This is a genomic window from Ornithinimicrobium jinqii, from assembly GCF_045032595.1.
In the GTDB taxonomy this organism is placed as follows: Bacteria; Actinomycetota; Actinomycetes; order Actinomycetales; family Dermatophilaceae; genus Ornithinicoccus.
Genome location: NZ_JBJFZS010000005.1, coordinates 22,501 through 44,230 on the forward strand (window position 1 = coordinate 22,501; position 21,730 = coordinate 44,230).

Below are 21,730 nucleotides of genomic sequence, written 5' to 3' on the forward strand. Positions count from 1 at the left end.
CTTCCCGACAATGCTGCGTTTCCCAGGAAGATGTCCTTATCATGGCACGCATGAGCGCACAGACCGAGCAGCCCTACGCCTACCGGCGCCGTCACCTCGTCGAACCCGACTGGACCCGGTTCCCGGGCTGGCGCGAGGTCACGACCGATCAGTGGGAGGACGTCCAGTGGCAGCGGGTCAACTGCGTCAAGAACACCCGCCAGCTCAAGAGGGTGATGGGCGACCTGCTGACCGACGACTTCTACGCCGACCTGGAGCGCGACCAGGCCGAGCGCGCCACGATGTCGATGCTCGTCACCCCGCAGATGCTCAGCACGATGGTCAGCGAGCCGACCTGGGTCGACGGGCACGCGCCGGACGCGGGTGAGGAGTTCACCGCGGCCTGGTACGCCGACTCCGTGCGCCGCTACATGCTGCCGGTCTTCTCCGACCGCCGCACCGACTGGAGCTCGCACCCCTACGCCACCCGCGACTCCCTGCACGAGCACGACATGTGGGTCGCCGAGGGCCTCACGCACCGCTACCCCACCAAGGTGCTGGCGGAGATGCTGCCCACGTGCCCGCAGTACTGCGGCCACTGCACCCGCATGGACCTGGTCGGGAACTCCACCCCCACGGTCACCAAGCTGAAGCTGGCCGGGAAGCCGGTCGACCGGCACACGGCGATCCTCGACTACCTGCGCGCCACGCCGAGCGTGCGCGACGTCGTCGTCTCCGGCGGCGATGTCGCCAACATGCCGTGGAAGAACCTCGAGGCCTGGCTCGACGAGCTCCTCGACATCGAGAACATCCGCGACGTCCGCCTGGCGACCAAGGCCCTGATGGGTATGCCGCAGCACTGGTTGGCACCCGAGACCGTCGAGGGCGTGTCGCGGGTGGCGGCCAAGGCCCGCGAGCGCGGCGTCGGGCTGGCCATCCACACCCACGTCAACGCCGCCCAGTCGGTGACGCCGCTGGTGGCCAAGGCCTCGCGCACGATGCTGGACGCCGGCGTCCGCGACGTCCGCAACCAGGGCGTCCTCATGCGGGGCGTCAACGACACCTCGGTGCAGCTGCTCGACCTGTGCTTCGCGCTCGCCGACGAGGCGATGATCACGCCCTACTACTTCTACATGTGCGACATGATCCCGTTCAGCGAGCACTGGCGGGTCCCGCTGGCCCACGCCCAGCACCTGCAGCACTCGCTCCTGGGCTACCTGCCGGGCTTCGCCACCCCGCGGATCGTCTGCGACGTGCCGTTCGTCGGCAAGCGCTGGGTGCACCAGGTCGACACCTACGACACCGAGCGCGGCGTGTCCTACTGGCGCAAGAACTACCGCACCTCGATCGAGGGCGAGGACCTCGACGTCACCAGCGCCGAGTATGTCTACTACGACCCGATCGACACCCTCCCGCCCTCGGGCCAGGACTGGTGGCGTCAGCACACCGACGACGCGGCCGAGCTCGTGCTCGCCCACGCCCAGGAGCAGGCCGCCGCCTCCCGCCAGGCCTCGGTGGACCAGCTCGCCTGAGCCAGACGCGTCTGCCCCCACCCCGCCCGAACGGCATACCCTGACCCGGTGGCCAAGAAGAAGCACCAGGGCGGCGGCACGCCCGCGACCGTCGCCCTCGACCGGGCCGGGGTCACCTACGCGGTGCGGGCCTACGCGCACGACCCGCGGGCGGCGAGCTACGGGCTCGAGGCGGCCGAGGCCCTGGGCGTGGAGCCCGGGCGCGTCTTCAAGACGCTGCTCGTGGACACCGACCACGGTCTCGGCGTGACGATCGTCCCGGTCGACACGACGGTCGACCTCAAGGCCGCGGCCGCAGCGCTCGGTGCCAAACGGGCCACGATGGCCGACCCTGCGGTGGCGGAGCGGACGACCGGCTACGTCGTCGGCGGCATCAGCCCGCTGGGGCAGAAGAAGCGGCTGCCGACGGTGCTCGACTCCTCCGCCACCGGGCACGCCACGATCCTCGTCAGCGGTGGCAAGCGGGGTCTGGACCTCGAGCTCGCGCCCGGCGCGCTCCTGCAGCTCGTCGAGGGCCGCTGCGCGGCGATCGCCCGCCGCGGCTGAGGGCGCCTGGCTCGGTCAGGTCGGCTCGGGCCGCTCCTCGGGCAGCCGGCCCAGCCGGTCCTCCCACGGGGTGGACAGCACGATCGTGGTGTTGGTGGAGCACGAGCCCTGCTGGCGGATCCGGCCGAGCAGCTCCTCCAGGTCCTGCGGCCGACCGACGCGGATGAGCAGGATGTAGTTCTCGTCGCCCGCCACCGACCAGCAGGCGACGATCTCCTCGATGTTCGCAAGGCGCTCGGGGATGTCGTCGTCCGCGGCGGGGTCGAAGGGGGTGACGGACATGAGCGCGGTCAGCGGCAGCCCGACCGCGGCGTAGTCGACGACGGCCCGGTAGCCCTGGATGATGCCCTTCTCCTCCAGCCGCTTGACCCGCTGGTGGGTGGCCGACGTGGACAGCCCGACCTGGCGGCCGAGGTCCGCGAACGAGACGCGTCCGTCCTGCGACAGGACCTCGACGATGTGCCGGTCGAGCGGCTCGATACCGGTCACGGTCGTCCTCCCGCGGGCCGTCGCCCGACGGCGAACGCGACCACGACGGCCAGGGCCACGGCGATCGTCGGCAGCCCCAGGCGCAGCACCGCGTCGTAGTCCACGCCGGGCGGACGCTCCAGCGGGTTCTCGCCCTCGGCAGTCGTCCACAGCGGCCCCAGCAGCAGCACGACGGAGGTCGCGAGCGTCAGCAGCACGACGATCCACGGCAGGCGGTCTCGGAGCACCACGCCACGCTAGCAGGGCCTACCCTGGGGCCCCATGAGCACGCACTCCGCCGCGCCCGCCGCGCGCCTGCTCCTTCTGGACACCGCTTCGCTCTACTTCCGCGCCTACTTCGGCGTCAAGGATTTGCGCCAGGCTCCGGACGGCACCCCGACCAACGCCGTGCGCGGGATGCTCGACATGACCAGCACGCTGGTCACCCGCTTCTCCCCCACCCACCTCGTCGCGTGCTGGGACAACGACTGGCGACCCGACTTCCGGGTCCGGGCGATCCCGACCTACAAGGCGCACCGGCTCGTCCCGGGCACGCAGGACAAGGAGGAGGCGCCGGCCGAGCTCGAGGCGCAGGTGCCGATCATCCGGCGTGCGCTCGAGTCGTTCGGCATCCCCGTCCTGGGCTCGGACGGCTACGAGGCGGACGACGTCATCGGCACGCTCACCGTCCGGCACCGCGGCCGAGGACCGGTCGCCGTCGTCACCGGGGACCGCGACCTCTTCCAGCTCGTCGACGACGAGGCCGACGTGACGGTCGTCTACACCGCGCGCGGCGGGGTCCGCGACGCCGAGGTCCTCCGCCAGGCGGACCTGCAGGCGAGGTATGGCGTGGCGACCGGGGCCGCCTACGCGGACATGGCGATGCTCCGGGGGGACACCAGCGACGGCCTGCCGGGGGTCAAGGGCATCGGGGACAAGACGGCCGCGCACCTCATCACCACCTACGGGTCGCTGGCCGGCCTGCGCCAGGCGGTGGCCGACGGCGACCCGGCGATCAAGGGCGCGAGGCGGACCAACCTCGAGGCGGCCGCGGACTACCTCGACGTCGCGCCGCTCGTCGTCCACGTGGCCCACGACGCCCCCCTGCCCGACGTGCCGCTCACCGTCCCGCGGGAGCTCGCCGACCCGGCGACGCTGCAGCAGCTGGTCGAGGCCTACGACCTCGGCAGCCCGGTGGGCCGGCTCATGCGGGCCCTGAAGTTGCGCCCCGAGTAGCGCCCGCCCCGCACTCCCCTCACGTTGGCCCCCTCCCCTCGCCGCCGCACCGCCCACTCCTGCACCACCCACTCCTGCACCGCCCACTCCTTGCCCCGCCCCACTACCCGGCGGAAATCGTGCTTCCCGTCGGATGCATCCGCCGGGAAGAACGACATGTGCCGGGTAGTCGGCGGGGCGTGGCCCCGGGGGAACCGTCAGCGTGGCCCCGCCTCAGACCACGCGCTCGAACACGGCGGCCAACCCCTGGCCGCCGCCGATGCACATCGTCTCCAGGGCGTAGCGACCCTCGCGGCGGTGCAGCTCGTGGGCCAACGTGGCGAGGATCCGGGCCCCCGTCGCCCCGACCGGGTGACCCAGCGAGATGCCGGAACCGTTGGGGTTCAACCGGTCCCACGTCGAGGGGTCGCTCATCCCCCACTCGGTGAGCACGGCCAGCGCCTGCGCGGCGAAGGCCTCGTTGAGCTCGATGAGGTCCAGGTCCTCCATCGTCAGGCCGGCACGCTCCAGCGCCTTCGCCGAGGCCGGGACCGGGCCGATGCCCATCGTCTCGGGTGCCACGCCGGCCACCGCCCACGACCGCAGCGCCAGCAGCGGCGTCAGCCCCCTGGCCTCGGCGGTCTCCCGCGTGGTCACCACGCACAGCGCGGCCGCGTCGTTCTGACCGCTCGCGTTGCCGGCGGTCACCGTCGCCTCCGCGTCCTGCCGTCCCAGGATCGGCCGCAGCCCGGCGAGCACCTCCATCGACGTGTCCGGCCGGATGTGCTCGTCGGCGTCCACCACCGCCGTTCCCCCGCGCCCGGCCACCTCTACCGGCACCAGCTCATCGGCGAACCGGCCCGCCGCCGCAGCCGCGGCCGCCGCCTGGTGGGAGCGCAGCGCCAGGGCGTCCTGGGCCTCGCGCGAGATGGAGTACTGACGCCGCAGGTTCTCCGCGGTCTCGATCATCCCACCGGCGATCGGGTGCCGTTCCCCACCGGCCGTCGACCGCGCACGCGCCAGCCGGTCGGCCAGCTCGACGCCCGCACCCTTGACCCCCTGCCGCAGCAGCGCGTAGTGCTCCACCTGGCTCATCGACTCCGCTCCCCCGGCCACGATCAGGTCGGCGCCGCCCCCCGCGACGTGCGACGCCGCGGTGAGCACCGCCTGCAGCCCGGACCCGCACCGCCGGTCCAGCTGCATGCCCGGGGCGGAGTCGAGACCGACGTTGAGCGCCAGGACGCGCCCGAGCGCCGGGATCTCGCCGCTGGGGTTGGCGTTGCCGACGATCACGTCGTCGACGTCACCGTCCTGCAGGCCGGTCCGCTCCAGCAGGGCCGTCAGCAGCTGCGTGCCCAGGTCCGCCGCCGACAGCGACGACAGGCTGCCCAGGAAGCCGCCGACCGGCGTGCGCAGGGGGGAGCAGACGACGATCTCGGACATGGTTCTCCTCTTCGATGACGGGTTCCGGCGAGCCTAACGCTCGCTCCGCCTCAGTCGAGCCGGTCGGCGGCCACGACCCCGCGCAGGATCGTGTCGTTGGCCTGCCGAGCGGTGCGGGCGACGTGCGGGTCGGCGGCCTGCGCGATCTGGCCCAGCAGGTCCACGACCTGCTTGCAGCGGCGCACGAAGTCACCCGCCGACAGGTCACCGTCGCGCAGCACCTCGTCGAGGCTGCGCCCGGCGGTCCACCGGTGCATCATCCACGCCACGCCCGCGTCCAGCTCTCGGTCGCCGTCGAGGTGGTGCTCGCTCTTCAGCGTGGCGACCTCGCGCCAGATGACGGCCATCTCCCCGAGCGCCTCCTCGACCTCGACGGTCGGGATCCGCGGGACGCCGACGGCGTCTCCGCGCGCCTCGTGCACCAGCGCGGACACGACGGCTGCGAGGTCGGGCGCCGTCAGCCGGGCCCAGGTCCCGCGCCGCAGGGCCTCGGCGACGACGAGGTCGAGCTCGGTGTAGATCCGCCGCAGCCGCCCCCCCTCCGGCGTGACCGCCTGGCCGTCCGGCGTGAGGTAGCCGAGCCCGGACAGCAGGTCGCAGATCCGTTCGAAGGTGGTGGCGACCGTGTTCGTGCGGTTCGACACCCGCCGCTGCAGGTCGTCGGTCTCGCGCCGCAGCTTCCACCAGCGGGCCGCCCACCGGGCGTGCTCCTCACGCTCAGGACAGGCGTGGCACGGGTGGGCCTTGAGCCGGCTCCGCAGCTCGTCGACCCGGTCCTCCCCGCCCCGCACCGAGGAGTATGCGGTCTCCGTCGCCCCGTCGTCGGGCTGGGCCCCCCGCTGCCGCCCCTTCCTGGAGGGTGGTGGCTCGCGCACGGTGTCGCGCAGCGCCGACGCGAGGTCCTTGCGCGACCTGGGACTGCGTGGGTTGAAGTGCTGCGGGATCCGCAGCGTGCCGATCACCTCCGGCACGTCCTTGAAGCCGGCGACGGTGAGCCGCTGCAGGCTGCCGTTGGACGTCAGGACCGACGGCTCGGGCGAGGCGGTCGGGGTCCGCGGGCTGCGCAGCACGACGGCCATCGTGCCCTTGCGACCGCCGTCGAGCTGGATGACCTGGCCGGGCTCGAGGTCCTCCAGGCCCTGGGCGATGTCGGCCCGCCGCTCCACCTGGCGCACCCGGGCCATCTTCTTCTCCGGCTCGCCCAGCTGGTGCCGCATGCGGCCGTACTCGCCGAAGTCGCCGCGGTCGCACTCCATCGCCTCGGCATACCCCTCCAGCGCCGTCTGGTTCTCGCGCACCCTCGTGGTCAGCCCGACCACGGAGCGGTCGGCCTGGAACTGGGCGAAGCTGCTCTGGAGCAGCTCGTGGGCACGGGCGCGGCCGTACTGAGCGACGAGGTTGACCGCCATGTTGGAGCTGGGCCGGAAGGAGGAGCGCAGGGGGTAGGTCCGGGTGGAGGCGAGGCCGGCGATCTCCACCGGGTCGACGCCCCGGCGCCACAGCACGACGGCGTGGCCCTCGACGTCGATCCCGCGCCGCCCGGCACGGCCGGTGAGCTGCGTGTACTCCGCCGGGGTGACCGGCACGTGGCTCTCCCCGTTGAACTTCATGAGCTTCTCCAGCACCACGGTGCGGGCCGGCATGTTGATGCCCAGGGCGAGCGTCTCGGTGGCGAAGACCGCTCGGACGCGACCGACGGTGAACAGCTCCTCGACCACCTCCCGGAAGAGGGGGAGCATGCCCGCGTGGTGCGCCGCGAAGCCGCGCGAGAGCCCCTCGACGAAGTCGTGGTAGCCGAGCACGCCGAGGTCGGAAGGGTCCACCTCGGCCACCCGCCGCTCGACGAGGTTGCGGATCTCGCGCCCGTCCCCCTCCGGGATCAGCCGGGTGCCGCGTCCGAGCAGCTGCTGGACGGCCCCGTCGCAGCCCGCCCTGCTGAAGATGAAGGTGATGGCCGGCAGCAGCCCCTGCCGCTCGAGCCGGTCGATGACCTGGGCCCGGCTGGCGGCGCCGCCGGGCAGCGCCCCCCGCTCGGGCACCGGCGTCACGTCCCGCGGTCGACGACCCCGGTCGTCCCGCCTCCGGTCGTCCCGCCCACGGTGCGAGACGTAGCGGCCCTGGACCGCGCCCCTGCGGCCGCGCGGCGCACCGGCGTCCTCGCGGGCCCAGCCGGTACTGCGCTCGGCCTGCGAGATGCGCTGCAGCAGCTCGGGGTTGACCCTGGTGCTGCCCTCTCCCCCGCCCTCGTTGACGAACAGGTCGAACAACGTGGTGCCGACCATCATGTGCTGCCACAGCGGCACCGGCCGGTGCTCGGCGACGATGACCCGCATGCTCTCCGGCGTGCCACCGCGCACGGTCCGCAGCCAGTCGCCGAACTCCTCCGCGTTGCTCACCGTCGCGGACAGCGACACCACCTGCACCGAGGGGGGCAGGTGGATGATGACCTCCTCCCAGACGGCTCCGCGCCACCGGTCGGCCAGGTAGTGCACCTCGTCCATCACCACGTACCCGAGCCCGGTCAGGGTGGAGGAGGAGGCGTACATCATGTTGCGGAGCACCTCGGTGGTCATCACGACCACGGGTGCGTCGCCGTTGATGGAGGCGTCGCCGGTGAGCAGGCCGACCGTGGCGGCACCGTGCCGGGCCACGAGGTCGTGGTACTTCTGGTTCGACAGCGCCTTGATCGGGGTCGTGTAGAACGCCTTGCGCCCGGTCTCCAGCGCCTGGGCGACGGCGAACTCCCCCACGACCGTCTTGCCCGACCCTGTCGGCGCGGCCACGAGGACCCCCGAGCCCTCCTGCACGGCGGCGATGGCCTCGAGCTGGAAGGGGTCGAGGTCGAAGTCGAGCGAGGCGGCGAAGCGGCCGGCCGGGCTGGCGGCCCAGGTGGCCTGCTCGCGGGACCGGGCGTAGCGCTCTGCGGGACTGGCCATGCCCCTCAGGCTATGCCAGCGGGGGTGCCACCACCCGCAGGGCCGACGGGGCCACGCGGACCGACAGCGGCAGCGGTGCGATCGCCTCGCCGTCGCCGTGGACGAGCACGTCGACCGGCCCCTCGACCCGCACCGAGCGCACCGGTGTCACGGTGACGGCCGGGTGGGCGCTGGCGCGCCCCGCGCGCACGTCCCGCAGCAGCCCCAGTGCCTCGACCGGGCCGACCTGACCGATCACGACGAGGTCGAGCAGCCCGTCGGCGGGATCGGAGCGCGGCGAGAGACGCAGCCCGCCGCCGAGGTAGGCCATGTTGGTGACCGTGACGACCAGCGCCTCCACCTCCTCCGTCGACCCGTCCGCGGTGATCCGGTAGGTCGGCGCGTCGCGCCAGGGCAGCAGCGCGATCTCCGCCAGCGCGGCGACCGTGTAGGACGCGGCGCCGAGCACCCGCGGGAGGCGGGTGGCCCGGTGCGCGATCCGGGCGTCCAGGGCGGCGTTCACCGATCCCAGCACGTGACGGTCGAGGTCGGGCAGGTGGAGGGCGTCGACGCGGCGGGCGTGCCCGCTGAGCAGGACCCCGAGCGCACCGTCCGCGTCCAGGGGGATGCCGAGCGAGCGGGCGTTGTCGTTGCCCGTGCCGGCGGGCAGGATCCCGACGGCGGTGTCCGTCCCTGCGCACAGATCGGTCGCCATGCTCACGACCCCGTCGCCGCCGGCCACCGCGAGCACGTCGACGCCGTCGGCCACGACGGACTCGCAGGCCGCCCGGGCCTCCTCCAGCGACGAGGCCTCGATCTCGACGACCCCGTGGCCCGCGGCGCGCAGCCGCCGGACCGCCGCGGCCCCCAGCGCCGCGGCCCCGCCGCGCCCGGACCGCCGTCCGTGCGCGACGGCATACCTCATGGCAGGGGGGTCGCCTCGTCGGGCGAGAGCCCGGCGTAGCGGTCGCGCGGGTCGTCGCCGCGGCGCTTGCGACGGCGCTCGAGAGCGAAGGCGACGCCGACCGCGCACCAGTAGAGGAAGAAGACCGGGGCTGCCATCGCGAGCATGGTCCAGGCGGAGGGGTCGGGCGTCATGAACGCGGAGAACACGAGGATGCCGAAGAGGACCACCCGCCAGCTCTTGAGCATGGCGCGGGCCGACAGGATCCCGACCTGGTTGAGCCCGACGAGCACGACCGGGAGCAGGAAGGCCAGGCCGAAGGCGAGCATGAAGTAGAGCCACAGCGACAGGAACTCGGTGGCGCCCGGGAAGTTCGCGATCCCCTCCGGCGTGAAGCTCAGCAGGACCGCGACCAGTCGCGGGAAGGTGAAGGCGGCCAGCGCTGCCCCGGCCAGGAACAGGGGCACGCTGACGAAGAAGTAGGTCAGCGCCAGCTTCTTCTCCTGCCGGCGCAGCCCGGGCAGCAGGAAGCCCCACAGCTGCCAGAGCCAGACCGGGCTGGCCAGCAGGATGCCGGAGAAGATCGCGACCTTGAGCTGCATCGCGAAGGCCTCGGTGATGTTCTGGAAGCGCAGCGTGACGAGCTCGTCGTCGCCACGCTCGGCCGAGACGGCCTCGATGGGGGCGACGAAGAAGGCGATGATCTGGTCGTAGAACACCCAGCCGACGACGGACAGCGCGGCGACCGCGAGCGAGGCGACCAGGACGCGGTTGCGGAGCTCACGGAAGTGGTCCCCCAGGGACATCCGTCCCTCGGGGTCCTTGGTGCGTGGGGCGCGGGCCACGAGCGGGTATGCCGTGCCGCTGCCCTACGCGCGCGGGTCGCGGGGGTCGGTACCGGGGTCGCGGACGTCACGCACGTCCCGGACGTCGCGGGGCTCGCGCGGGTCGGTGCGGGGGTCCCCGCCCGTCGCCTCGCCCGACTCGGGCAGCTCAGGGACGTCCTTGTCCTTGCGCGCGGCGTTCTCGTCCTTCATCTGGTCGACCTCGGACTTGAACACCCGCATCGACTCACCGAGGCTGCGCGCGGCGTTGGGCAGGTTCTTCCAGCCGAACAGCAGGATGAACGCGATGATCAGGACGATGACGTGCCAGGCCTGCAGGCGCATGGGGACGATCCTCTTCGGCTGTCGGGCGCACGGGGGCCGTGCTGGAGGTCGTCAGTCTATCCCCGCCGGCTGCAGGTGCCCTTCGAGCGCAGCACGGGCCTGCTCGACCACCGACCGAGCCGTCCCGGCCGGGGCGAGGACGCGCACGGCACCGCCCGCGCGCCAGACCAGACGGTGGAGCCACCGGGGGTCGGCGACCCGGAGCACGACCTCCAGGCTCCCGTCGTCGCGTCGCTCCGTCCGCTCCACCGGGAAGCTCTCGGCGATCCAGGCCGAGCTGGGGGCGAGCTCGAGCGTCACCCGCTCGTCGGTGCGCGCCGCGCGGTAGACCCCGGCCCCGAGGTCGCGGGCAGGCAGGTCCGCGGGCGGGGTCCCGTCCTCGTCCAGCACGGTCACGTCCTCGATGCGGTCGAGGCGGAACAGCCGCACGCCCTGCGCCCGGTGGCACCAGGCCTCGAGGTACCAGCGGCCGTCCACGCTCGCGACGCGGATCGGGTCGACGTCGCGCTCGGTCGTCTCGTCGCGGCTGGCGACGGTGTAGCGCAGGTGCAGACGCCGGTTCTGCGACAGCCCGCGTCGCAGCCGCACCGCGAGCTCGTCGTCCAGCGGGGGCTCGAGGTCGACCCTGACCTGGTCGGCGGTGGCCGCCGCGTCCCCGGCGGCCGCCTCGAGCTTGGCCAGCGCCCGGTCGATGGCGTCGTGGTCGCCGAGACCGGGCGTGCCGGCCAGCGCGCGGAGCGCGACGATGAGGGCCAGCGCCTCGTCGCGACCGAGCCGCAGCGGCCGGGCGATGGTGTCGGCGTTGGAGACGAAGACGCGGCCGTCCTCCCACGAGGCGTCGATGAGGTCGTCGGGGTAGTGGCCCGGCAGCCCGCAGACGAAGAGCAGCTGCAGGTCGTCCACCACCTGCTCCTCGCTGACGCCGAGCTCCTGGGCGGCGCGCGCGAGGTCGATCCCCTGGCGGTTCAGCAGCCAGGGCACCATCGTCAGCAGCCGGCCCAGCCGGGAGGTCGCGCTCTCGTAGGTGGCCATCAGCCCTCTCCCCCGCCCTCGTGCACCTCGACGACAGCGGTGAGCGCGGCGACGACGGCCTCGCGGACGTGCTCCGGCTCGAGGACCCGGACCTCCGGCCCGGCGGCGCAGACCTCCTGCACCGTCGAGGACACGCCGGTCACCTCCAGCTGCAGCTCGTCCCAGCCGTCCCGGCCGCCGACGACCGTGCCGCGGCGGCGCAGCGAGGACGCCGCGCCGTCCCGGACCAGCAGCCGGACCGTCGTCGTGGCCCCGGCGTCGTCCCCGTGGGAGGTGCGGATCATCGAGGTCGCGTCGTGGGCGGCCGGCACCTGGAAGGCGCCCGGCCGGCCGCTGGCCCGGGGCCGCCCGACCATGCGGTCGAGCCGGAACACCCTCGGAGCCCCGCGGTCGAGGTCGTGACCGGTGAGGTACCAGCGGCCGTGCCAGCTGGTCAGCCCCCAGGGCTGCACCCGCCGCGGCGTCGACCCGCCCTCGCCGGCCTTGCGGTAGTCGAAGGCGAGCACGGTCCGGGAGAGCACGGCGTTCCGGACCGGCTCGAAGGCCGCCTCCGTGGTGTGCAGCAGCGGCTCGATCCCGGCGACCGACGCGTCGTCGCGCAGCAGGCCGGCCGCGTCCAGCTTGCGCAGCGCCTGCGCCGCCGGCCCCGCGAGGCTCGCCTGCGACCACGCCCGGCTGGCCAGGGTGATGACGGCGACCTCGTCGGGCTCGAGCTCGATCTGGGGCAGGGCGTACTCCCGCTGGTCGATGCGGTAGCCCTGCTCGTCGTCGAAGAACGGGTCCACGGCCTCGGTGCGCAGCGGGATCCCCAGCGCCCGCAGCTCGTCCTTGTCGCGCTCGAACATCCTCTCGAAGGCCTCGTCGTTGCCCTCCTGGTAGTCCGGCACCGCCTCACGGATCCGCGCCTTGGTCAGCGGCTGACGGGTGGACAGCAGCGCGATCACCAGGTTGAGCAGCCGCTCCGTCTTGGCAGCGGCGGGGGTGGGTCGGGCCATGGGGCACACGCTACCCCGGCGCCCGGCATAGGCTGCCCCGGTGATCCAGTGGCGGCAGGGCACGGTGCGCGAGCTGCTGCCGGCGTGGGACGGGGTGCTGCTGATGACGGTCGAGGTCGAGGACCTCGGCGTCGTGCGAGCCCTCGCCTACCCCGACCTCGTCGGCACGCCCGAGCCGGGCGACCGGGTGCTGCTCAACGTCACCGCCCAGGAGCGCGGGCTGGGCACCGGCGGGTATGCCGTGGTCGTCGCGGTCCCCGACCGACCGGCGGCCTGGCCCCGCCGGGACCACGACCACCCCGGCCATCTGGTCAAGGCCCGCTACACCCCCCTGCAGACGATGGTCCTGGGGGTGGACGACCCCGAGGGCGAGCACCACCGGGTGCTGGCCGGGGCGGACGACCTGGGGGGCATGCCGGTGGTCGCGGCCGACCTGCACTCCTCCCTCCCCGCAGTGCTGGCGGGGGTGCGGCAGGAGCGCGCGGACGCCCGGGTCGCCTACGTGATGACCGACGGTGGGGCGCTGCCGTCGGCGTTCTCCCGGACCTGCGCGGAGCTGCGCGCCGCCGGGTGGCTGCAGTGCGTGGTGACGGCCGGGCAGGCCTACGGCGGCGACCTCGAGGCCGTCACCGTCCACAGCGCCCTGCTCGCCGCCCACCTCGTCGCCGGCGCCGACGTCGTCGTGGTCGCGCAAGGACCCGGCAACCTGGGCACCGGCACCCGGTGGGGGTTCTCCGGGGTGTCCGCCGGCGAAACCCTCAACGCCGCGGCGGTGCTCGGCGGCTCGCCGGTCGCCTCGCTGCGCGTCTCGCAGGCCGACCCCCGCCCCCGCCACCGTGGCCTCTCCCACCACAGCGCCACGGCATACGCCCGGGTCCTGGCCCATCCCGCCGACGTCCCGCTGCCCCTCGGGCAGACGGGTCTCCCGGCCACGGACGAGTGCCTGGCGGCCGTGCGCTCCGCGGTCGCCGAGCTCGTCCTCGTCGCCCCGCACCTGCGCCCTGTGGACGTCCCGGTCGACGGACTGCTCGACGCGCTCGCGGACTCCCCCGTCCGCCTGTCCACGATGGGCCGCGACCTGGAGGAGGACGCCGCCTCCTTCGTCGCGGCGGCCGCGGCCGGACGGGCGGCCGCCAGGATGCTCGGCGCGGGACCAGGCGCACCCGGGTCCACCCCCGCGTCCCCCTAGGCTGCAGGCGTGGACACCGCGGACCTGCAGGCGCTGATGGACCGGATCGTCGAGAGCGTCCGCGAGGTCGACGACGGTGAGCCGCACGAGCTGCCGGTCCACCGGGAGGCGGACCGCGACCTGACCGCGCTGGCGCTCGTCGACAGCGAGGACGACCGGATGGCGTCCGGGGACTCAGACGTCGCCTTCCCCGTGCAGTCGATGTCCAAGGCCTTCGCCTACGGACTGGCGATCGACACCGTCGGCCTCGACACGGTCTTCGAGCACGTGGACGTCGAGCCGTCCGGAGACGCCTTCAACCGCATCTCGCTCGAGGCCGGCGACCGGCCCGACAACCCGATGATCAACGCCGGGGCGTTGACGGTGCACGCGCTGCTGCCGGGGCGCACCGGGGAGGAGCGCTTCCGTGCTGTGCACGACCTGCTGTCGCGGATGGCGGGCCGCCACCTGGCCGTCAACGAGGACCTCGTCGAGCAGGAGCTGGCGGACGCGCACCGCAACCTGGGGATCGCCCACCTGCTCAAGGCCCTGGGTGTGCTCCCCGGCGACCCGCACGACGTCGTGCAGGGCTACACGCGGCAGTGCGCGATCGAGGCGACCACCGTCGAGTTCGCGCGGATGGCCGCGACCCTGGCCCATGACGGGGTGGTGCCGGGCACCGACGAGCAGGTGCTCAGCCCGCTGGCGGCCCGGCAGGTGCTGTCGGTGATGATGACCTGCGGGATGTACGACGACGCCGGCGAGTGGGTCACGTCGGTGGGCCTGCCCGGCAAGAGCGGCATCGCCGGCGGCATCATCGCGGCCGTGCCCGGCCGGTGCGGGATCGCTGCCTACTCCCCCCGCCTCGACACCCACGGCAGCTCGGTGCGCGGGATCCTCGCGCTCGAGAAGCTCTCCGGGGAGCTCTCGCTGCACCTGCTGCGCCCCGGGCTGGCGAAGATCTGACCGGGGGTCGCCGACCCTGGCGACCCCCGCACGCAGGAGCGGGTGGGGGTCAGCGCACGTCGACGAGGTCGACGACGAAGATCAGGGTCTCGCCGCCCTTGATCGCGCCGCCTGCGCCGCGGTCGCCGTAGCCCAGGTGCGGCGGGATGGTGATCTTGCGGCGGCCGCCGACCTTCATGCCCAGCAGACCCTGGTCCCAGCCCTGGATGACCTGGCCGACGCCGACGGTGAAGTCGAGCGGCTCGCCGCGGTTCCAGGACGCGTCGAACTCCTCGCCGGTGGACCATGCGACGCCGACGTAGTGCGCGGACACGGTCCTGCCGGCCGTCGCCTCGGTGCCGGTGCCGACCTCGAGGTCATCGAGCACGAGCTCGGAGGGCGGGGTGTCGCCGGGGAAGTCGATCTCGGGCTTGGCCTTCTTGACCTGGCCGAAGGGCGAGTCGGTCATGGGGTTCTCCTTCGTCGAGAGGGTGACGGGGTGTGGTGTGCGCGCGGAGGATCAGTAGGCGCCGAGGATGTCGACGACGAAGACGAGCGTCTGGCCGCCCAGCTCGTGCGCCTCCGCGTCGGTGCCGTAGGCCAGCTCGGCCGGGATCACCAGCAGCACGCGCGAGCCGACGGTCTGCCCGACGAGGCCCTCGTCCCAGCCGGGGATGACCTGACCGACACCGATGGGGAACTCGGCCGGGGTGCCCCGGTCGTAGGAGTTGTCGAAGCCCTCGCCGTCGGCGAAGGTCACGCCGGTGTAGTGGACCTTGATGGTCTGACCGGCCTTGACCTCGGCGCCCTCGCCCTCGACGAGCGGCTGGACGACGAGCTCGGTGGGCTCCTCGGCGTCCTCGGGGATCGTGATCTGCGCCACCGACTCGCCGTCGGCCTCGACCTGGGGCAGGCCCTCCTCGGGCTCCACCTCGGCGCCCGTGGCCTTGGTCAGCGGGTCGCGGGCCTCGACGAGCTCGAGGTAGAAGACCAGGGTGTCCTCCGCGCCGATGCCCAGCTGCTGGTTGCCGGCGGTCCCGAACGCCTCGGCCGCCGGGATGGCCATGAGCACCGACTCGCCGACCCTGCGGCCCGGCAGGTTGTCGAGGAAGGCGGGGAAGAGGTTCTCGTTGCTCAGGTCTAGCGTCACGGACTCGTCGGCCTCGAAGGTCGACAGGACCTGCTCGCCGGTGGCGCCGTTGAAGGCGATGTAGCGTGCCTGGACCTCCTGGCCCTCGGCCACCTCGTCGCCGTCGCCCTCCTCGACCGTCTCGGCCTGGGTGCTCGCGACCGCGAACGGCAGCTCGCCGTCGGCGAACGGCTCGTCGTTCCAGGTGATGGCCGGTGCGTCGCCGTCGGTGTCGACGGAGAGCTCGGAGACGTCGCCGGTCGGTGCCATCGACGTGGCAGCCGCGTCGTCCGAGGTGGCGGCGCCGTCGGCGCCGCCCTCGGTGCTGCAGGCACCGAGGAAGAGGATCGGGGCCACAGCGAGGGCAGCCAGCCGCAGTCGGGGAGAGCGCACGCGCAGTTTCCTTGATCGTCGAGGGTGGGGGAAGAACCGGGACAGCCTAACCGCACCAACCTGGGTGTTCGGTGGGAGGACGGTCGTGCCGAGTGGCTCAGCGACCGGGCCCACCGTCCCGGTGGATCATCGCGACCAGCTCCTCGACCCGCTCGTCGACGCTGGCGAACGGGTCCTTGAGCACGACCGTGCGCTGCGCCGAGTCGTTGAGCTTGAGGTGGACCCAGTCGCAGGTGAAGTCGCGTCCGTGCTCCTGGGCCGCACGGACGAAGTCACCGCGCAGCCGGGCCCGCGTCTGCGGAGGCTCGACCATGGCGCGCGCCACCCGGGCGTCGTCGACGAGGATCCGGGCGGCGCCGGATCGCTGCAGGATGTGGACGAGCCCACGCGTGGGGTGGACGTCGTGCCAGGCGAGGTCGAGCTGCTGCAGGCGCTCGTCGTGCGGTTCCAGCCCGTGGCGCGCGGCATACCCGTCCAGGAGCTTCCTCTTCATCACCCACTCGATCTCGGTGTCGACGAGCCCGAGGTTGTCGGTCTCGATCGCGTGCAGCGCCCGCTCCCACAGCTCCAGCACCTCGCGGTACGGCGAGACGTCCGCGATCCCGACCGCCTCCGCGTGGCGCTGGGCCAGGGAGAGGAGCTCGCTCTGCATGTCCAGCGCCGTGATCGTCCCACCGGCGGCGAGCGGCACGGGCCGGCGACCGGTCGGGTCGCGGCTGATGTCACGGATGGCCTGGACCGGGTTGGCGAGGGCGAAGGAGGGAAGGATGGTGCCCGACTCGAGCATCCGCAGGACGAGGTCGGTCGTGCCGATGCGCATGAGCGTCGTGGTCTGGCTCATCGTCGAGTCGCCGACGATGACGTGCAGCCGGCGGTAGCGCTCCGGGTCGGCGTGCGGCTCGTCGCGGGTGTTGATGATCGGGCGCGAGCGGGTGGTCGCCGACGACAGGCCCTCCCACATGTGGTCGGCCCGCTGGGAGACGAGGTAGGTGGCCCGCTCCCCCACGACGTGCAGCCGTCCCGCGCCGCTGACCAGCTGCCGGGTGACCAGGAACGGCACGAGGGTGTCGGTGACCCGTTCGAGGCGGCCGTCGCGCTGGATGAGGTAGTTCTCGTGCGAGCCGTAGGAGTTGCCGCGCGAGTCGACGTTGTTCTTGAGGATGTAGACGGTCGCGTCCATGCCCTCCTCGGCCAGCCGGCGCTCGGCGTCCTCGGCGAGGTCCTGGACGATGAGCTCGCCCGCCTTGTCGTGGGCGACCACGTCGAGCAGGTCCGTGCACTCGGCGGTGGCGTACTCCGGGTGGGAGCCGACGTCGAGGTAGAGCCGCGAGCCGTTGGACAGGAAGACGTTGCTCGAGCGGCCCCACGCGACGACCTTGCGGAACAGGTAGCGCGCCACCTCCTCCGGGGACAGGCGGGGACCGTCGCGGAAGGTCGCGTTGACCCCGAACTCGGTCTCGATCCCGATGATCCGGCGGACGGGAGGGGTCACTGCCCGCCCTTCTGCACGAAACCGTGCACGAACTCCGTGGCGTTGCGCTCCAGGACGCCGTCGATCTCGTCGAGGATCGAGTCGAGCGCGGCGTCGCGCTCGGAGTTCTGCGCCTGCGCCGCGGGGGGCGGAGGTTCCGGCGCCTCGGGCTCCGGGGCGTCGTCGCGACGGCGGGAGAACTGCTGCTGCTCGGACATGGGTCGATCCTCTCAGACGTCCTCGCTCGCCAGCTCGGTGAGCAGGGAGGCGGTGCGGGTATGGCGTGCGAGGAGGGCCTCGACCCGCTCGCGGGTGGCGTGGGTCGGCTCGGGCACACGCACGCGGCGCAGCCGGCCACGGTCGTCGACCATGACGACCGAGTCCCAGGACGCGGCCCGGACGTCGGTGCCGAAGCGCCGCACGCACTCGCCGCGGAACCAGGCGCGGGTGTCCTCCGGCGGCTGCGTGACCGCGGTGGCGATCGTGTCGTCCGGCACGAGCCGCTCGAGCCGACCGGCGGCGCGCAGCTTCTGTGCGAGGCCGCGAGCCGGGTCGAGGTCGTGCCACTGGATGTCCATCGCGGCCAGCCGCGGGTCGTCCCAGCCGACGCTGGCACGCTCCCGGAAGCGCTCGAGGAGCGACAGCTTGGCGACCCACTCGACCTGCTCGACCGCCTGCGCCGGGTCGCGGCGCAGCGCGTCCAGCACTCCGCGCCACCGGGTGAGCACCTCCATCGTGTCCTCGTCCCCGGGCCACGCCTCGTGGCCGGAGCCCGCGGCCTGCTCGACCGCCTCGAGGTAGGCCTCCAGCAGGTCGATGCCGCTGAGCGTGCGACCGTCGGCCGTGGGGACGGTGGCCCTCAGGGTGGGGTCGTGGGAGATCGTGTGGGCGGCCCCGACCGGGTCGGCAAGCCGCACGTCCGGGACGAGCTCCGGGTGGGTCTCGACGACCCGGAGGACCCCGCTGAGCGACCCGACCGCCAGCAGGGTCGTGACGTCCGCCATCGTCGCGTCGCCCACGATGACGTGCAGCCGCCGGTGCACGTGCGGGGTCGCGTGCGGCTCGTCGCGGGTGTTGACGATGGGGCGCCGCAGCGTGGTCTCCAGCCCGACCTCGGCCTCGAGGTAGTCCGCCCGCTGGCTGAGCTGGAAGCCTGGCCGCTCGCTCGCCTGCCCGATGCCGACGCGCCCGGCGCCGGCGATCACCGGGCGGGCGACGAGGAAGGGGATCAGCTGCTGGGCGAGCCGGTCGAAGGGGACGGTCCGCGGCACCAGGAAGTTCTCGTGGGTGCCGTAGGAGGCGCCCTTGCCGTCGACGTTGTTCTTGTAGAGACGCACCTCGCGCCCGTCCTCCCCGAGCGTCTCGACGGCCAGCCGGGCCACGAGCTCGCCGGCCCGGTCGTAGCGGACCGCCTCGCGCGGCGAGGTGACCTCCGGGGAGGAGTACTCCGGGTGGGCGTGGTCGACGTAGAAGCGGGCTCCGTTGGACAGGACCGACGTCGCGATCGTGGGGTCCTCGAGGTCGGTGAGCTGGGAGACGTGCGCCAGGGCCCGTGCCATCTCGTAGCCGCGCGCGTCGCGCAGCGGCGTCTCGTCGGCGTAGTCCCAGCCGGCCCCGGTCCACATGGCCGCCTCGGGACCGGCGCCCGCTGCGTAGGCCCGCACGACCTGGCCGGAGAGCACCATCGGCGACACCGGCTGGCCCTGCGCCGTGACCTGGGTGCTGGTGATGCCCAGCTCGGTCTCGATGCCCATCACCCGACGGACGCTCACCGCAGTCGTCTCCTCATGTCCTCACCCTACGGACGGCGGCATCCGGTCGAGCACCTGCTGCACCAGCCCGCCGTACTCCCGCACGACCGACTCGGTGTCGGTCGTGCCCGGGTCGAGGAGGCGGAACGAGCGCACCCCTGCGGCCAGCCCGAGCAGGAGGCAGGCGAGCTGGTCGGCATACCTGCGCCCCTCCCCCTCGTCGGGGAAGCGGTGCAGGAAGCGCTCGCGGAACTCCGCGCGGGCGGCGTCGGGGTCCGGCGCGTCATGGAGGAGGTAGATCGCGCGCAGCCAGGGCTCGGCGACGTCCTCGTCGCGGCGGCGCAGCAGGCGGCGCACGAGGAGCTCGCCCAGGCCGTCGAGCGGCGTGTCCGGCAGGAGGGGTGGGGGCTCGGCAGGCGTGGCGAGCGCGTAGAGCTGGTCCTTGGAGCCGGCGATCTTCATCACGAGCGCCGGGGACACGCCGGCCCCGGCGGCGACCTCGCGGATCGTCACCGCGGCAAACCCCCGCTCGCCGAAGAGCCGGCGGGCGGTGCGTAGGACCGCCTCGCGGTTGTCGTGGGCCGTGGTGGTCACGGCAGCGCCGCCGGCGTCGGACCGGCCCGCTCGAGCAGCCGGGGGATGCCGGTCTCGATGTCGATGTCGAGCGTGGTCGAGGTCGACAGCACGGTGAGCGCCCGGGAGCGCGTGCGGCCGGTCGCGTGGTCGACGACCGTGATGACGTAGCGACCGCTGGGCGGCAGGCCGATCTCGTACGTGCCGGTCGCGTCGGCCTGCGTCGTGGCGACGTACTCCCCCGAGTGCTTGATGAGCGAGATCAGCACGTCGCCCAGGGGTCGGCCCGCGTCGGTGACGTGACCGGAGAGCAGCAGCCGGCGGGTCATCGTGATGGCCTGCGGCTCGTCGGCGCCGAGCTCGACCAGGCCGGACTGCGGAGCCCACCCCTCGGCCGAGACGATCAGCAGGTAGCGGCCCGCCTCGGGCAGGGCGAGGGCGAAGCGGCCGTCGTTGTCGGTGCGGCCCCAGTCGACGTGGCGACCGTCAGGGTGCAGCACGGTCGCGACGGCCTGCCGCATCGGCCGCCCCTGCGGGGAGAGGACGCGACCGCGGACGAGCAGCTCCGGCAGCTCGCCCTCGGGCTGGACCTGGGTGCGCTCGCCGGCCGTCCCGCGGCCGACGTGGGCGTCCACCGGCTCGACGACGCGGGCCGGGCGGCGGACGAACGCGGTGATGAGCGCCGCCCCGAGGGCCGCGCCGGCGCCGGCCCAGAAAACCACCTGGTAGGCCGTGAACGTCGGGGCGTCCTCGCCGGAGGCCGTCGTGACCATGGACGCCGCGAAGACGGCCGCGACCATGGCCGAGGCCGACGAGGTCCCGATCGAGCGCAGCAGGGTGTTGAGGCCGTTGGCGGACGCGGTCTCGGTGATCGGCACGGCGCGCATGATGAGCGTCGGCATCGCGGCGAAGGCGAGGGCGGTGCCGAGCGAGGCGAGGCCGGAGGTCACCATCACCTCGAGCACCGAGCCGTGCAGCAGAGAGCGGCCGATGAAGCCGACGGCCATCACCAGGGAGCCGGTGATGAGGACGGCACGCGGGCCGTGCCGCCGGATCAGCGTGGCCGCGACCGGGGCCATGGCGACCATGAGGATGCCGCTGGGCAGCATGAACAGGCCGGTCGAGACGACCGAGAGCCCGAAGCCGTAGCCGGTGTCGCTGGGCATCTGCACCTGCTGCACCGAGGTGAGGAAGTTGGCGAACATCGCGAAGCCGACGAGGACCGACGCGCTGTTGGTCAGCAGCACGGTCCGTCGCATGGAGGTGCGGATGTCGACGAGGGGCTGACCGGTGCGCAGCTCCCACGGCACCCAGGCAGCCAGGACGATCAGGGCGACGGAGAGCAGGCTGAGGGTGAGCGGGTCGAGCCAGCCCCAGGACCCGGCCTTGCTCACCGCGAGCAGGAAGCAGGTCAGCGCGACCGAGAGCAGCAGCGCCCCGACGTAGTCGAACCGTCCGCGTGTCTTGACGGTCGACTCGGGGACGACGAGGTGGACGGCGACGAGCATCACGACCGCGAACCCGCCGGAGACGTAGAAGAGCGTGTGCCAGTCGAAGCTCTGGTAGATGACGCCCGCGAGCGGCATCCCGATCGCTCCCCCGATGCCGAGGGTCGCCGACATCAGCGCCACGCCGGAACCGACCCGGTCGGCGGGGAGGTGGTCCCGCATGATGCTGATGCCGACCGGCACGAGGCAGGCGCCCAGCCCGGTCAGGCCCCGGCCGACGAGAACCACTTCCAGGCTGGTGCTCAGCGCCGCGACGATCGACCCGACGATGACGGCCCACATGCACAGGATGAGCATCAGCCGCTTGCCGAACATGTCAGCGAGCCGCGAGACGATCGGGGTTCCGACGGCGGCGGTCAGCAGGGTGACGGTCACCAGCCACGAGGCGTTGTCGCTCGTGGTGCCCAGGATCTCCGGGAAGTCCGGCAGCAGCGGCAGGACCAGCGTCTGCTGCAGGGACACCAGCGTCCCGCACAGCGCCAGCACTGTGATGATCAGCCCGGTCGACGGGGCGGGGCGGGAGACCGCCGACTCGGGTGAACGCATGTTCACCATCTTCCCACGACCGGACGCGCCGTGCTGTCGCTCCGGACG

General features: G+C 73.1%; 21 protein-coding genes. 5 read left to right on the forward strand and 16 right to left on the reverse strand.

The window, feature by feature from the left end; all coding sequences use genetic code 11:
• The first annotated feature begins 50 nt into the window (after positions 1–50).
• Both ACI3ET_RS02145 and ybaK read left to right on the forward strand, forming a co-directional pair.
• Complete coding sequence (locus ACI3ET_RS02145) at positions 51–1,511, forward strand: KamA family radical SAM protein (RefSeq protein WP_405031308.1); 1,461 nt, start codon at positions 51–53, stop codon at positions 1,509–1,511.
• Positions 1,512–1,559: 48 nt separating this feature from the next.
• Positions 1,560–2,057, forward strand: a complete 498-nt coding sequence (gene ybaK / locus ACI3ET_RS02150) for a Cys-tRNA(Pro) deacylase (RefSeq protein WP_405031309.1) — start codon at positions 1,560–1,562, stop codon at positions 2,055–2,057.
• Positions 2,058–2,072: 15 nt separating this feature from the next.
• Here the strand turns inward: ybaK and ACI3ET_RS02155 are convergent, their stop codons facing one another.
• Positions 2,073–2,537 (reverse strand): Lrp/AsnC family transcriptional regulator, encoded by a 465-nt coding sequence (locus tag ACI3ET_RS02155; protein WP_405031337.1) that lies wholly within the window; start codon positions 2,535–2,537, stop codon positions 2,073–2,075.
• Positions 2,538–2,542: 5 nt separating this feature from the next.
• Complete coding sequence (locus ACI3ET_RS02160; RefSeq protein ID WP_405031310.1) at positions 2,543–2,773, reverse strand: hypothetical protein; 231 nt, start codon at positions 2,771–2,773, stop codon at positions 2,543–2,545.
• 34 nt (positions 2,774–2,807) lie between these two features.
• Here ACI3ET_RS02160 and ACI3ET_RS02165 point away from each other — a divergent pair, with 34 nt between their 5' ends.
• On the forward strand, positions 2,808–3,761 hold the full coding sequence (locus ACI3ET_RS02165; RefSeq protein ID WP_405031311.1) for a 5'-3' exonuclease: 954 nt from the start codon (positions 2,808–2,810) through the stop codon (positions 3,759–3,761).
• 213 nt (positions 3,762–3,974) lie between these two features.
• Here ACI3ET_RS02165 and ACI3ET_RS02170 read toward each other — a convergent pair whose 3' ends face one another.
• The 7 genes from ACI3ET_RS02170 to ACI3ET_RS02200 are packed head-to-tail and all read right to left on the reverse strand — an operon-like array spanning position 3,975 to position 12,198.
• Positions 3,975–5,183, reverse strand: coding sequence for an acetyl-CoA C-acetyltransferase (locus tag ACI3ET_RS02170; RefSeq protein WP_405031312.1), 1,209 nt, complete (start codon positions 5,181–5,183; stop codon positions 3,975–3,977).
• 50 nt (positions 5,184–5,233) lie between these two features.
• The gene (locus ACI3ET_RS02175) at positions 5,234–8,119 is read right to left on the reverse strand and encodes a DEAD/DEAH box helicase (protein ID WP_405031313.1); all 2,886 of its coding nucleotides are present in this window, start codon (positions 8,117–8,119) and stop codon (positions 5,234–5,236) included.
• 10 nt (positions 8,120–8,129) lie between these two features.
• Positions 8,130–9,023, reverse strand: a complete 894-nt coding sequence (locus tag ACI3ET_RS02180) for a diacylglycerol/lipid kinase family protein (protein WP_405031314.1) — start codon at positions 9,021–9,023, stop codon at positions 8,130–8,132.
• A complete protein-coding gene (tatC, locus tag ACI3ET_RS02185) occupies positions 9,020–9,847 on the reverse strand; it encodes a twin-arginine translocase subunit TatC (RefSeq protein ID WP_405031315.1) in 828 nt (275 codons plus the stop codon). The genes ACI3ET_RS02180 and tatC overlap by 4 nt, the downstream gene beginning before the upstream one ends.
• A gap of 24 nt (positions 9,848–9,871) precedes the next feature.
• Entirely contained in the window at positions 9,872–10,171 is a 300-nt protein-coding gene (gene tatA, locus ACI3ET_RS02190; protein WP_405031316.1) for a Sec-independent protein translocase subunit TatA, read from the reverse strand.
• Positions 10,172–10,222: 51 nt separating this feature from the next.
• Complete coding sequence (locus ACI3ET_RS02195) at positions 10,223–11,203, reverse strand: helix-turn-helix transcriptional regulator (protein WP_405031317.1); 981 nt, start codon at positions 11,201–11,203, stop codon at positions 10,223–10,225.
• Complete coding sequence (locus ACI3ET_RS02200; RefSeq protein WP_405031318.1) at positions 11,203–12,198, reverse strand: helix-turn-helix transcriptional regulator; 996 nt, start codon at positions 12,196–12,198, stop codon at positions 11,203–11,205. The genes ACI3ET_RS02195 and ACI3ET_RS02200 overlap by 1 nt, the downstream gene beginning before the upstream one ends.
• A 40-nt stretch (positions 12,199–12,238) precedes the next feature.
• On the opposite strand from ACI3ET_RS02200, the gene ACI3ET_RS02205 reads away from it, so the two are divergent.
• Positions 12,239–13,387 carry a DUF3866 family protein gene (locus tag ACI3ET_RS02205; protein WP_405031319.1) on the forward strand — a complete coding sequence of 383 codons (1,149 nt, stop codon included), beginning with the start codon at positions 12,239–12,241 and terminating at the stop codon, positions 13,385–13,387.
• Positions 13,388–13,396: 9 nt separating this feature from the next.
• Positions 13,397–14,332, forward strand: coding sequence for a glutaminase A (gene glsA, locus ACI3ET_RS02210; protein ID WP_405031320.1), 936 nt, complete (start codon positions 13,397–13,399; stop codon positions 14,330–14,332).
• A 49-nt stretch (positions 14,333–14,381) separates the two neighbouring features.
• Here glsA and ACI3ET_RS02215 read toward each other — a convergent pair whose 3' ends face one another.
• From ACI3ET_RS02215 to ACI3ET_RS02245, 7 genes are all read right to left on the reverse strand, one after another.
• Positions 14,382–14,780 (reverse strand): FKBP-type peptidyl-prolyl cis-trans isomerase, encoded by a 399-nt coding sequence (locus tag ACI3ET_RS02215; protein ID WP_405031321.1) that lies wholly within the window; start codon positions 14,778–14,780, stop codon positions 14,382–14,384.
• Positions 14,781–14,831: 51 nt separating this feature from the next.
• On the reverse strand, positions 14,832–15,833 hold the full coding sequence (locus ACI3ET_RS02220; RefSeq protein WP_405031322.1) for an FKBP-type peptidyl-prolyl cis-trans isomerase: 1,002 nt from the start codon (positions 15,831–15,833) through the stop codon (positions 14,832–14,834).
• Between the two features lie 97 nt (positions 15,834–15,930).
• Positions 15,931–17,325 (reverse strand): Pup--protein ligase, encoded by a 1,395-nt coding sequence (pafA, locus tag ACI3ET_RS02225; protein ID WP_405031323.1) that lies wholly within the window; start codon positions 17,323–17,325, stop codon positions 15,931–15,933.
• Positions 17,322–17,522, reverse strand: a complete 201-nt coding sequence (locus ACI3ET_RS02230; protein WP_405031324.1) for a ubiquitin-like protein Pup — start codon at positions 17,520–17,522, stop codon at positions 17,322–17,324. Before ACI3ET_RS02230 ends, pafA begins: the two co-directional genes overlap by 4 nt.
• A 12-nt stretch (positions 17,523–17,534) precedes the next feature.
• Positions 17,535–19,076, reverse strand: coding sequence for a depupylase/deamidase Dop (gene dop / locus ACI3ET_RS02235; RefSeq protein WP_405031325.1), 1,542 nt, complete (start codon positions 19,074–19,076; stop codon positions 17,535–17,537).
• A gap of 21 nt (positions 19,077–19,097) precedes the next feature.
• Positions 19,098–19,649 carry a helix-turn-helix domain-containing protein gene (locus ACI3ET_RS02240; RefSeq protein ID WP_405031326.1) on the reverse strand — a complete coding sequence of 184 codons (552 nt, stop codon included), beginning with the start codon at positions 19,647–19,649 and terminating at the stop codon, positions 19,098–19,100.
• Entirely contained in the window at positions 19,646–21,682 is a 2,037-nt protein-coding gene (locus tag ACI3ET_RS02245) for an MFS transporter (RefSeq protein WP_405031327.1), read from the reverse strand. The genes ACI3ET_RS02240 and ACI3ET_RS02245 overlap by 4 nt, the downstream gene beginning before the upstream one ends.
• Between the last annotated feature and the right edge of the window lie 48 nt (positions 21,683–21,730).

Bases quoted from the DNA above. Each gene is read 5' to 3' on its own strand.
- ACI3ET_RS02245 (WP_405031327.1), bottom strand. From the start codon at position 21,682: ATGCGTTCACCCGAGTCGGCGGTCTCCCGCCCCGCCCCGTCGACCGGG.
- ACI3ET_RS02180 (WP_405031314.1), bottom strand. From the start codon at position 9,023: ATGAGGTATGCCGTCGCGCACGGACGGCGGTCCGGGCGCGGCGGGGCC.
- ACI3ET_RS02170 (WP_405031312.1), bottom strand. From the start codon at position 5,183: ATGTCCGAGATCGTCGTCTGCTCCCCCCTGCGCACGCCGGTCGGCGGC.
- ACI3ET_RS02165 (WP_405031311.1), top strand. From the start codon at position 2,808: ATGAGCACGCACTCCGCCGCGCCCGCCGCGCGCCTGCTCCTTCTGGAC.
- ACI3ET_RS02215 (WP_405031321.1), bottom strand. From the start codon at position 14,780: ATGACCGACTCGCCCTTCGGCCAGGTCAAGAAGGCCAAGCCCGAGATC.
- ACI3ET_RS02145 (WP_405031308.1), top strand. From the start codon at position 51: ATGAGCGCACAGACCGAGCAGCCCTACGCCTACCGGCGCCGTCACCTC.
- ACI3ET_RS02200 (WP_405031318.1), bottom strand. From the start codon at position 12,198: ATGGCCCGACCCACCCCCGCCGCTGCCAAGACGGAGCGGCTGCTCAAC.
- tatA (WP_405031316.1), bottom strand. From the start codon at position 10,171: ATGCGCCTGCAGGCCTGGCACGTCATCGTCCTGATCATCGCGTTCATC.
- ACI3ET_RS02230 (WP_405031324.1), bottom strand. From the start codon at position 17,522: ATGTCCGAGCAGCAGCAGTTCTCCCGCCGTCGCGACGACGCCCCGGAG.
- ACI3ET_RS02175 (WP_405031313.1), bottom strand. From the start codon at position 8,119: ATGGCCAGTCCCGCAGAGCGCTACGCCCGGTCCCGCGAGCAGGCCACC.
- ACI3ET_RS02195 (WP_405031317.1), bottom strand. From the start codon at position 11,203: ATGGCCACCTACGAGAGCGCGACCTCCCGGCTGGGCCGGCTGCTGACG.